Origin of the sequence: Marinobacter flavimaris (genome assembly GCF_002933295.1) — a bacterium.
Lineage (GTDB): Bacteria > Pseudomonadota > Gammaproteobacteria > Pseudomonadales > Oleiphilaceae > Marinobacter > Marinobacter flavimaris.
Genome location: NZ_PSSW01000062.1, coordinates 1 through 262, shown reverse-complemented (window position 1 = coordinate 262; position 262 = coordinate 1). Strand labels below are relative to the sequence as shown.

Sequence of the window (262 nt, the reverse complement as noted above, 5' to 3'; positions counted from 1 at the left end):
GTTTTGTCTTGAGCAAGAATAGAGAATCTTCGGATTCTTGTATGATTTAAACTGAAGAGTTTGATCATGGCTCAGATTGAACGCTGGCGGCAGGCTTAACACATGCAAGTCGAGCGGTAACAGATCTAGCTTGCTAGATGCTGACGAGCGGCGGACGGGTGAGTAATGCATAGGAAACTGCCCAGTAGTGGGGGATAGCCCGGGGAAACCCGGATTAATACCGCGTACGCCCTTCGGGGGAAAGCAGGGGATCTTCGGACCT

1 rRNA gene is annotated in these 262 nt (G+C 51.1%); it reads left to right on the top strand.

From position 1 onward, the window contains the following. Positions 1 to 48 precede the first annotated feature (48 nt). A 16S ribosomal RNA gene (locus MDHKLMBL_RS20750) occupies positions 49 to 262 on the top strand; the annotation flags it as partial.